Origin of the sequence: Brachyspira sp., assembly GCF_050873525.1 — a bacterium.
In the GTDB taxonomy this organism is placed as follows: domain Bacteria; phylum Spirochaetota; class Brachyspiria; order Brachyspirales; family Brachyspiraceae; genus Brachyspira.
This window is the reverse complement of sequence record NZ_JBNMIZ010000111.1, coordinates 1-8,229: the sequence shown is the minus strand read 5'-3', so window position 1 is coordinate 8,229 and position 8,229 is coordinate 1. Positions and strand designations below refer to the sequence as shown.

The following is an 8,229-nucleotide window of genomic DNA, read 5'->3' as shown; positions in this document are numbered from 1 at the left end:
GTTATAACTATCATATTATGACAAATTATTTTTAGATTTTTTTCTAATATAGTTACATCTTTATTTTTGTTTTTTAAATCACTTATGATTTTTTGATAAATCTGTATAGCTTTAACGAAACCATTAATAACGGGTCCTATTTTTACATTTACTGAATTTTGAGCATCTTCTAATAATTTATTAGTTTCTTCATCATATATCTGCAACTTTGACAAATCATAATATAAATATTCATACGGGAATGAAAGTCTATGTAAATTATTAAATTTTATGTCAGATTTTTTAAGCTTGTCAGATATGCCTCCAAAATTAAATTCAAATAAATTAAGATAGTCTATAGCTCTATAATTATATTTATCTTTTACTTCCAAATTAACAATATTTTTATCTATAAGAATTTTTAATCTTTTAGAAATCAATAAAGCTTCATCACTACTAACGCCAAAATGTTCTTGAATTCCATTTATGCTTCTTCTTACTCCCCAAAGATAAGGCGCCCACTCATGTCCATCTACACCATATATTTTCGTAATGAAGTCAAAATGTTCATTATTGCTAAAAATTATATCGAAGTAAAATTCAATTAAAGTATTAATAGTCGATTCAAATACTGTATTATCATTCATAAACCTAGTTAAAAAAGCAATATTATGGCAAAGTTCGGAATCTTTAACACTATTTGTAAACAATAAAGGAATTATCCACTCCTGCCCTTTTTTATTTATATATTTATTATAAGGATTAAAAATAAGTTTTTTATAATCTACAGATTCTCCTTTAGATAAAAAGAAATCGTAAAACATTTTATCTCCATTCTCAAAAATATCAAAAATTACATCGTTAATGGTAAATCCTCTTTTTTTAAAATAAGTATAATATTTTTCTAATGATACTTTAGAACCGTTATATTTTATAATGTCACTTATAGTTTCTTTTATATTAGAAATCTTCTCTTGTTCTTGTCTGATTTTTCTTTTTCTTTCCCTTTCTGCTATCTCTTCTTTTGAAGGTTTATACAGAGTAACTTTATAATTGCCAACTCCATCTGAACTGTAGCTCAATTCATATTCAGTATTTCTTGCAGTCCAAACTCCTATATATCTACCATATGCGTAAGATGTATATTCTGATGGAGCATAAAATTCCAATATTATAGTTTTATTACCTGCCTGTCTTTTTAATTGGGCTTCCAAATTATTCCTCTGGCTTTCGGATAAATATTGAGGAAATAATAAACTTGAAATTATAAAATTAATTAATATTATCATTACTATTTTCATTTTTAACTCCTTATTTTTTATATTTTAATAAAAACTCGTTATATTTTTCTATCAATTCATTATAATAATTTAATTCTTCTTCACTAAACCCACTTTTATTTATAGCTTCTATATATGGATTAAACTTATCTATAAAATAATTAATTGCTTTATCAAAATTAACATCGTATGCTTTTCCATCTTCTTCATACTTAGTAGCTATTTTTTTATTTACATAATAAACGGAAAGAGACGAGCCTGTAGTATTTGCTTCTGATTCTTCACGAACCCCCATTATATAAATGGGTTTATAAATACGATTATTATTTTTAATAATATATTTTGATATCTCACATTGCCAAAATACAGGATATTGAGCATTTAATTTTAATAAATATCTTATTCCGTCAGCTAATACAACCAATGTATCCTCATCTGATGTAAATACATAAATAATATTATCTTGTTTCCATTGTTTTGCTATTTCTTTACTTTCAGCAAAAATTAAGCTATTAAATATGAAAATCAAAATTAATATTTTTTTCATTTTCTTTCTCCTTTGTTTAATTTTGAAAATATATTTTGATAAAAAACCTTTTGGGTTATTATATCCATGAAGGAAATATTTATAAAAACTTTTAAATAAATAAACGCTTTTTGCCGTATTAAAATCAATAAATCCAAAAAAGAATTTGAATAAGTTTTTAATGAATAAATAGAATAATATTTTATAATTAGTAAGTAAACATAAACTTGAAAAAAGTTTAAAGTGATGCGCTCGGCTCGGCTCGGCTCGGCTCGGCTCGGCTCGCGCGAATTTGTTTTATAATATTTTTATTTGTTGTTATCATAGGAAAAATTATACAACATTTAAAAAAATTGTCAACGGTTTAAAATAAAAAAATTCTAAAAAAATTTCGTCATTGACTATTTTCAATCAAAAATATAATTTCACTTTACATTAAAAATATATATGTTATACTTTTTAATATTTGAAATTTTAATAATATATTGAAGGACGATTATGTCGAATATTAGCGTTATTGGAGCTGGCGGATGGGGACTTGCATTGGCGAATATTTTTTCCGAAAAGCATAATATAAAAGTCTGGGTTCACAGCGAAAAAAGTTATAAATTATTAAAAGAAAATCACAGAAACGATAATTATTTGGAAAATATTGAACTTAACAAAAAAATATTTTTTACAATGAATATCGAAGAGGCAATAAACGAATCGGAAATTATAATTATAGTGACTCCGTCTTTTGCGTTTCACGAAGCTTGCGAAAATATCGAACCTTATATAAAAAATGAACAAATTTTAGTTTCCGCCACAAAAGGACTCGACAGAAAAAGCGGAAAAACTATGAGCGAAGTTGCAAGAAGCGTAATATCTGGCGATTTGAATATACTAACTTTATCGGGACCTTCTCATGCCGAAGAAACTGCCAAAGGAATTCCTACGGCTATAGTAGTCGGAGGCGAAAAAGGAATTTCCGAATATGTGCGCGATATTTTAACCGTTCCGCCAAAATTAAGAATATATAATTCAACGGACCAAAAAGGAGTGGAAATAGGCGGAGCTTTAAAAAATATTATTGCGATAGCTGGAGGAATAATTGACGGACTCAAACTTGGCGACAATACAAAAGCGGCGCTTATAACGAGAGGCTTGCATGAAATAGTCAGGTTCGCTTTAAGCAAAGGAGCGAGAATCGACACAATGTATGGACTTTCAGGAATAGGCGATTTGATAGTCACATGTTCGAGCGGGTTAAGTAGAAACAATAGATTGGGAAGAGAGCTTGCCAAAGGTAAAAAATACGAGGAGGTTATATCGGAAAGTCATGGGCAGGTTGCCGAAGGAGTTTACGCTACAAAAGCCGCTTATCAATATTCTAAAAAAAATAATATATATATGCCGATTACCGAAGCCGTTTATAATGTTTTATTTAACGATGCGGATATTTATCAAACTTTAAATGATTTGATGAGCAGAGAAGCAAAAAGCGAAAGTTTCTTTTAAAAAATATTTTAAAATATAATCAAAAAAGAATTTGACAACTTATTTAACATAATATATTATATTTATATGTCGATTAAAAAAAATTATGATAAAAAAAATGATAAGTCCGATTATAAGAATTTAAAAGCGATAAGAGATGCGAATAAAAAAGCGTTAGTATTTGTCATGTCGTTTATAATCTGCGGGCTTGGAATCATAATATTTTTATTTTATTATTTTTTCTATAGCGATTTGGAAAAAGCGAAAAATAAAGACGAAGAATTATATTTTGCGGTTTTATTTATAGACGAAAGCGATATTCCTTACGGCGCTTATGTCGGAGTAATATCAAGTCTGCATAATAGAATCGGAATCATAGGACTTCCAAAAAATTTAGCTTTATGGAAAAATAAAAAAGAAGCGAATATTCCTATAACTAAATTATACGAAACGGGAGGAAGAAGAGAAGTTTTTAAAGCGATTGAAATTACAACGGGAAAAAAAATTACTTATAAAATAACCGTTAATAATAATCAAATTTCGGATATTGTGGATTTGATTGGCGGAACAAGAATGTATATTGAAGAGCCTATTAACGAAGAAAATCTATCTTTCGATATTGGAGAATGGATTTTTTACGGAAATAAAGTTCTCGCCTATTTGCATTATTTGACTATGGCGGGATACGAAGAAATAGAAACTTTATACAGATTGGAAGACATTATTATAAATTCTATGATAGGAATTATACAAAATCCAGAACTTAAAAATATAATGCTTTCAAAAGATATGAGAGAAAAAATAGCTTCAAAAATGAAATCGAATTTGAGACCGCCAGATATTAAAATTTTATTCGATATATTAGCAAACAGCAGCGAAAGAACTTTGGTTGTAGAAGCTATAGACGCAAATATTAACGAGCGAGGATTACTAACTCCGATATTCGAGGGAAGCGCTTTGATTAAACAGCTTGACGATTTGGCTTTATATGTAGGGCTTAAAACTCAAAAAAGCGAACTTGAAACGGAAGATGTAAGTTTGATAGTTTTGAACGGCACGGGAATCGGAGGACTTGCCGACAGAATAAGCATAAGGATGAGATATAGAGGTTTTAAAGCGGGAGAATACGGAAATTTTTCGGTAAATAATTTGAACGAAAGCGTAGTTCTAATAAGAAACGGACAAATAGAAAAAAGTTTTATAGTGGCGAAAGAATGCCGAATAAATAAAGTTTATGCCAAAACGGACAGAAGGCTTTTGAATAACGCAGTTTTAATATTAGGAAAGGATTATTATGAAATCACAAGATAGAATTAAACAAGATAAAATTAAAAATATAGATGAAAATATTGTGAAAAATAGAACAAATAAAAAAGTTAATAAAATATTTATAGATAAAGAAAAAGCTAAAGAATTAACTTTGAAAGCGGCAAAAATTTTAGACGATAAAAAACTTGAAGAAATAAAAATTTTGGATTTGGAAGATATAACTTCTTTGTCGGACTTTTTTATTTTAGCGACAGCCTCATCTTCGCCTCAAATGAAAGCGGGAGCGGATGCAGTTTATAAAGAATTAAAAAAAGAAGGAATACTCCCCTACTCCGAAAATGAAAATACTTCCGAATCTTTATGGCATTTAAGCGATTACGGTTTTTTGGTTATACATATATTTACGAAAGAAGGAAGGGAATATTATGATTTGGATAAATTATGGCTCGAGGCTAAAGAAATAGAATTTGATAATAATATTAATAATAAAAAAAATAAATAAAAATAAAAAATAAAATAAAAGGATAGAATCATGAAAAAAATATTTTTTATAATCGTTTTAATTTTTAGTATAGTATTTACTAAAGAATCGTTCGCAAGCAGCGGATGGCAATTCGGATTTAATATTCCAATCGGAGCAAGTTTCGGATTTTATAAAGTTCGTTTCTCTTCGGACGCTCCTCAAGATTATAAAGATAATTATGCCGAAAGAAAATCTTCCATAGGTTTTGACGCAGGGCTAACATTTCAGGCGGGATATTTGATAGGAGACGGCGAAAAAGGAATAAGTTTATTATTGGATGTCGGATATTCGCATGACACTTTTGCAATAAGAGGAAAGGACACGGACATCAAAGAATATTATACTTTTGAAAATATGCAGCTTGGAATACTTCCGAAATTCCATAAAGGAAATTACGCGGTAGGTTTTGGAATAGGAATAAAAATTCCTTTTCAGTTGATTCACACTGCGGAAACTTATACAAATAATGTAAAAAGCGAAACTACTACTAAATATAGCGTTGACCAGCTGGATAGCGTTTTTAAAGATTCTCTTATAACTTATGTTAAATTTTCGTTCGATTATTCTTTTTATCTTTCGGACAAAATTGCCGTTCTACTCGGCGCTTATATAGGAGGAGATTTTAATTTGGACGCGAGAGGCGCAGAAAAAAATTATGTTGAAAATAGAAATTTATCTTCTTTAGATGTAGGTTTGCAAATAGGATTAAAACTTGGAAACGGAATATAATCATTTTTTGCGCATTTTCTTCATTTTGATTTCATCATAAAAAGAAATTCTATAAGAATATTTTTTTATGGTTTTATCCAAAGTATCCAAATCGGGCTTTATATATAACGATATTGAAACCAAATCGGAACTCCACCATAAAATATATTCTTCAAATGGTTTGTCGTAAAAAGTATAATATTTAATGTCGGTTTTTGAAACTTCGCCGAATTCTCCGATTAATTTTTCTTTTATATCGTCTATTTTAGATTTTTCTGCTGGGAATGAAAATCTCGGATTATTATAACTGTATCCGATATGATTGCAGATTTCTATTCTATATAAATAATTGTCGTAAAAATATAAATAATAAGCGGTTTCGTCTTTATCGTTTTTATAAATATTAAGCAAAGTTTTATCGTTTAATTCTATACTCTCAAAAAAATCTGCATATAGAATCAAATTATAATTGGTAATTTTATCGTCCGCTTCTTCGATTTCCATTCCAAATTTCAAATTCTTATAACCGTTTAAATTGAAAAACGCGGGAAGCTGGGCAAAAAGAAAATTTCCCGTTAAAAAAAATATTATTAAGATTTTCATTTTTTATCTTTATAAAATTTTTTAATTATATTCAAAGCTTCTTTAGGAGTTTCCATAAAATGAAGCAAATCCAAATCTTCATCGTCTATATATTTTTCGTTAATCATATCTTTTTTTATCCATCCCAAAAGGTCTTTATAAAATTCTTTTCCATAAACTATCACGGGAATTCTATGCAATACTTTCGTTTGTATCAAAGTTAAAGTTTCAAACATTTCGTCCATAGTTCCAAATCCGCCGGGAAATATTATCAAAGCCTTCGCGTATTTTACGAACATAACTTTTCTTGCAAAAAAATATCTGAATTTAAGTTCTTCTTTAACATAAGGATTAGTTTTTTGTTCATGCGGAAGTTCTATGCATAATCCAATCGAGTTTCCGTTTGCATCGTAAGCTCCTCTGTTTCCCGCTTCCATTATTCCCGGTCCGCCTCCCGTTACTATATCGTATTTATTTTCCGCGAGCAATTTTGCCGTTTCATAAGCCGCTTTATAATGAGGATGTTTAGGTTTCGTTCTTGCGCTTCCGAAAATCGTCACGCAGTTTTTATAATATGACATCGTTTCAAAGCCTTCGACAAATTCTCCCATTATTCTAAATATTCTCCAAGATTCCTGCTGCATATCGTAATTTTGTAATTCGTAACTTTCTCTTCTCATTTAGTCATCTCTCCAAATTGATTTTTATTTATTTTAAATTTTAAAATTGACAATTATATTTTAAATAAATTATTATGTTAATTTTTCGGAAACGGATAAAATATTTTTAATGATTTTTTATTAAGAACTAATTTTATTACCAAGTTTCTTTTATTTTATTTAAAATGCCTTCGGTAAGTTTAATCGTTCTGACATCGTCCTCTATCGCGACTAATTTTTTATCTTTTCCCAATATGCAGTTGGCAAAATGTTCGTCTTCCAATTTGAGCGGATTATCTCTGTGAATAAACACTCTTTCTATAATCGATTCTTGAGTATAATTTATTCCAATCGAAGTTTTTATTTTGCTTTGACTCGCCGCCTGACGATGTATCGTTATATCCTGCGTGGCATAATCCAATATAAAATGCGCTTCTTCCGAGCTAATCGCTAAAGTTCTGATTTTCTCCTGCGTCACTCTGCTTGCGTTTATTGTGGCTATCGTGTTTCCTTCAAATTCCAATAATGCGCTTGCAATATCTTCGTTTTTAGTTTTTATTCTTTTTCCGCTCGCCGAAAATCTTATAAGAGGTTTCTTTACCAAAGATGTCACTATATCCAAATCATGAATCATAATATCGAATACTACTCCGACATCGGTTATACGCGGAGCGAAGGGCGCTAATCTTCTCGCTTCTATCAAATATGGATTTTCTATTATATGATGCAATTCCTGAACTGCTCCGTTGAATCTTTCGACATGCCCCACTTGAAATATAATATTTTTTTCTTTTACAATCGCTTCCAATTCTTCCGCCTGAATATAATTTTCCGTCATAGGTTTTTCGACTAAAACATGTTTTCCTTTTTGAACGGATTTTTTAGCTATATCGAAATGAAATTTTGTGGGACTCGCTATTATAACGGCATCGCATTTGTCTATCGCTTCGTCCAAACTTGAAAAACTATTTAAATTATATTTGCTTGAAATTTCGTTTAAATGTTTTTCGTCCGCATCGTAAATTCCCGTCAAATTGATAGAGTTTATTTGATTTATAACATTGAGATGGAATTGTCCCATTCTTCCAACGCCAATAAGACTTATATTAACTTTTTCCATAAAATAAAGATTCCTAATTTTTAAATTTATAAATTTATAAAATTTATTTAAGAAGATTATAATTAATAATTTGATAAACTTCAATAGGTTTATTGGTTTATTAT

Annotated in this window: 9 protein-coding genes; 4 read left to right on the top strand and 5 right to left on the bottom strand. The window is 29.2% G+C overall.

The window, feature by feature from the left end:
- Positions 1-1,280: hypothetical protein (locus ACR0QS_RS08300; protein WP_432632976.1), on the bottom strand; the 1,280-nt coding region annotated here is incomplete at its 3' end.
- Between the two features lie 10 nt (positions 1,281-1,290).
- Positions 1,291-1,806, bottom strand: coding sequence for a hypothetical protein (locus ACR0QS_RS08295; RefSeq protein ID WP_432632975.1), 516 nt, complete (start codon positions 1,804-1,806; stop codon positions 1,291-1,293).
- Positions 1,807-2,283: 477 nt separating this feature from the next.
- On the opposite strand from ACR0QS_RS08295, the gene ACR0QS_RS08290 reads away from it, so the two are divergent.
- The 4 genes from ACR0QS_RS08290 to ACR0QS_RS08275 all read left to right on the top strand — a co-directional run bounded on the left by ACR0QS_RS08290 (position 2,284) and on the right by ACR0QS_RS08275 (position 5,785).
- Positions 2,284-3,285 carry an NAD(P)H-dependent glycerol-3-phosphate dehydrogenase gene (locus ACR0QS_RS08290; protein WP_432632974.1) on the top strand — a complete coding sequence of 334 codons (1,002 nt, stop codon included), beginning with the start codon at positions 2,284-2,286 and terminating at the stop codon, positions 3,283-3,285.
- 66 nt (positions 3,286-3,351) lie between these two features.
- Entirely contained in the window at positions 3,352-4,575 is a 1,224-nt protein-coding gene (locus ACR0QS_RS08285) for an LCP family protein (RefSeq protein ID WP_432632973.1), read from the top strand.
- A complete protein-coding gene (gene rsfS / locus ACR0QS_RS08280) occupies positions 4,559-5,035 on the top strand; it encodes a ribosome silencing factor (RefSeq protein ID WP_432632972.1) in 477 nt (158 codons plus the stop codon). The genes ACR0QS_RS08285 and rsfS overlap by 17 nt, the downstream gene beginning before the upstream one ends.
- Before the next feature lie 30 nt (positions 5,036-5,065).
- A complete protein-coding gene (locus ACR0QS_RS08275) occupies positions 5,066-5,785 on the top strand; it encodes a hypothetical protein (RefSeq protein WP_432632971.1) in 720 nt (239 codons plus the stop codon).
- Here ACR0QS_RS08275 and ACR0QS_RS08270 read toward each other — a convergent pair whose 3' ends face one another.
- The 3 genes from ACR0QS_RS08270 to ACR0QS_RS08260 all read right to left on the bottom strand — a co-directional run bounded on the left by ACR0QS_RS08270 (position 5,786) and on the right by ACR0QS_RS08260 (position 8,125).
- Positions 5,786-6,367: a hypothetical protein gene (locus ACR0QS_RS08270; RefSeq protein ID WP_432632970.1), complete on the bottom strand. Its 582-nt coding sequence runs from the start codon at positions 6,365-6,367 to the stop codon at positions 5,786-5,788.
- Positions 6,364-7,026: a TIGR00730 family Rossman fold protein gene (locus tag ACR0QS_RS08265; RefSeq protein WP_432632969.1), complete on the bottom strand. Its 663-nt coding sequence runs from the start codon at positions 7,024-7,026 to the stop codon at positions 6,364-6,366. Before ACR0QS_RS08265 ends, ACR0QS_RS08270 begins: the two co-directional genes overlap by 4 nt.
- A gap of 136 nt (positions 7,027-7,162) precedes the next feature.
- Positions 7,163-8,125, bottom strand: coding sequence for a Gfo/Idh/MocA family oxidoreductase (locus ACR0QS_RS08260; protein ID WP_432632968.1), 963 nt, complete (start codon positions 8,123-8,125; stop codon positions 7,163-7,165).
- Positions 8,126-8,229: the final 104 nt, after the last annotated feature.

Bases quoted from the DNA above. Each gene is read 5' to 3' on its own strand.
- ACR0QS_RS08275 (WP_432632971.1), top strand. From the start codon at position 5,066: ATGAAAAAAATATTTTTTATAATCGTTTTAATTTTTAGTATAGTATTT.
- ACR0QS_RS08265 (WP_432632969.1), bottom strand. From the start codon at position 7,026: ATGAGAAGAGAAAGTTACGAATTACAAAATTACGATATGCAGCAGGAA.
- rsfS (WP_432632972.1), top strand. From the start codon at position 4,559: ATGAAATCACAAGATAGAATTAAACAAGATAAAATTAAAAATATAGAT.
- ACR0QS_RS08270 (WP_432632970.1), bottom strand. From the start codon at position 6,367: ATGAAAATCTTAATAATATTTTTTTTAACGGGAAATTTTCTTTTTGCC.
- ACR0QS_RS08285 (WP_432632973.1), top strand. From the start codon at position 3,352: ATGTCGATTAAAAAAAATTATGATAAAAAAAATGATAAGTCCGATTAT.
- ACR0QS_RS08295 (WP_432632975.1), bottom strand. From the start codon at position 1,806: ATGAAAAAAATATTAATTTTGATTTTCATATTTAATAGCTTAATTTTT.
- ACR0QS_RS08260 (WP_432632968.1), bottom strand. From the start codon at position 8,125: ATGGAAAAAGTTAATATAAGTCTTATTGGCGTTGGAAGAATGGGACAA.
- ACR0QS_RS08290 (WP_432632974.1), top strand. From the start codon at position 2,284: ATGTCGAATATTAGCGTTATTGGAGCTGGCGGATGGGGACTTGCATTG.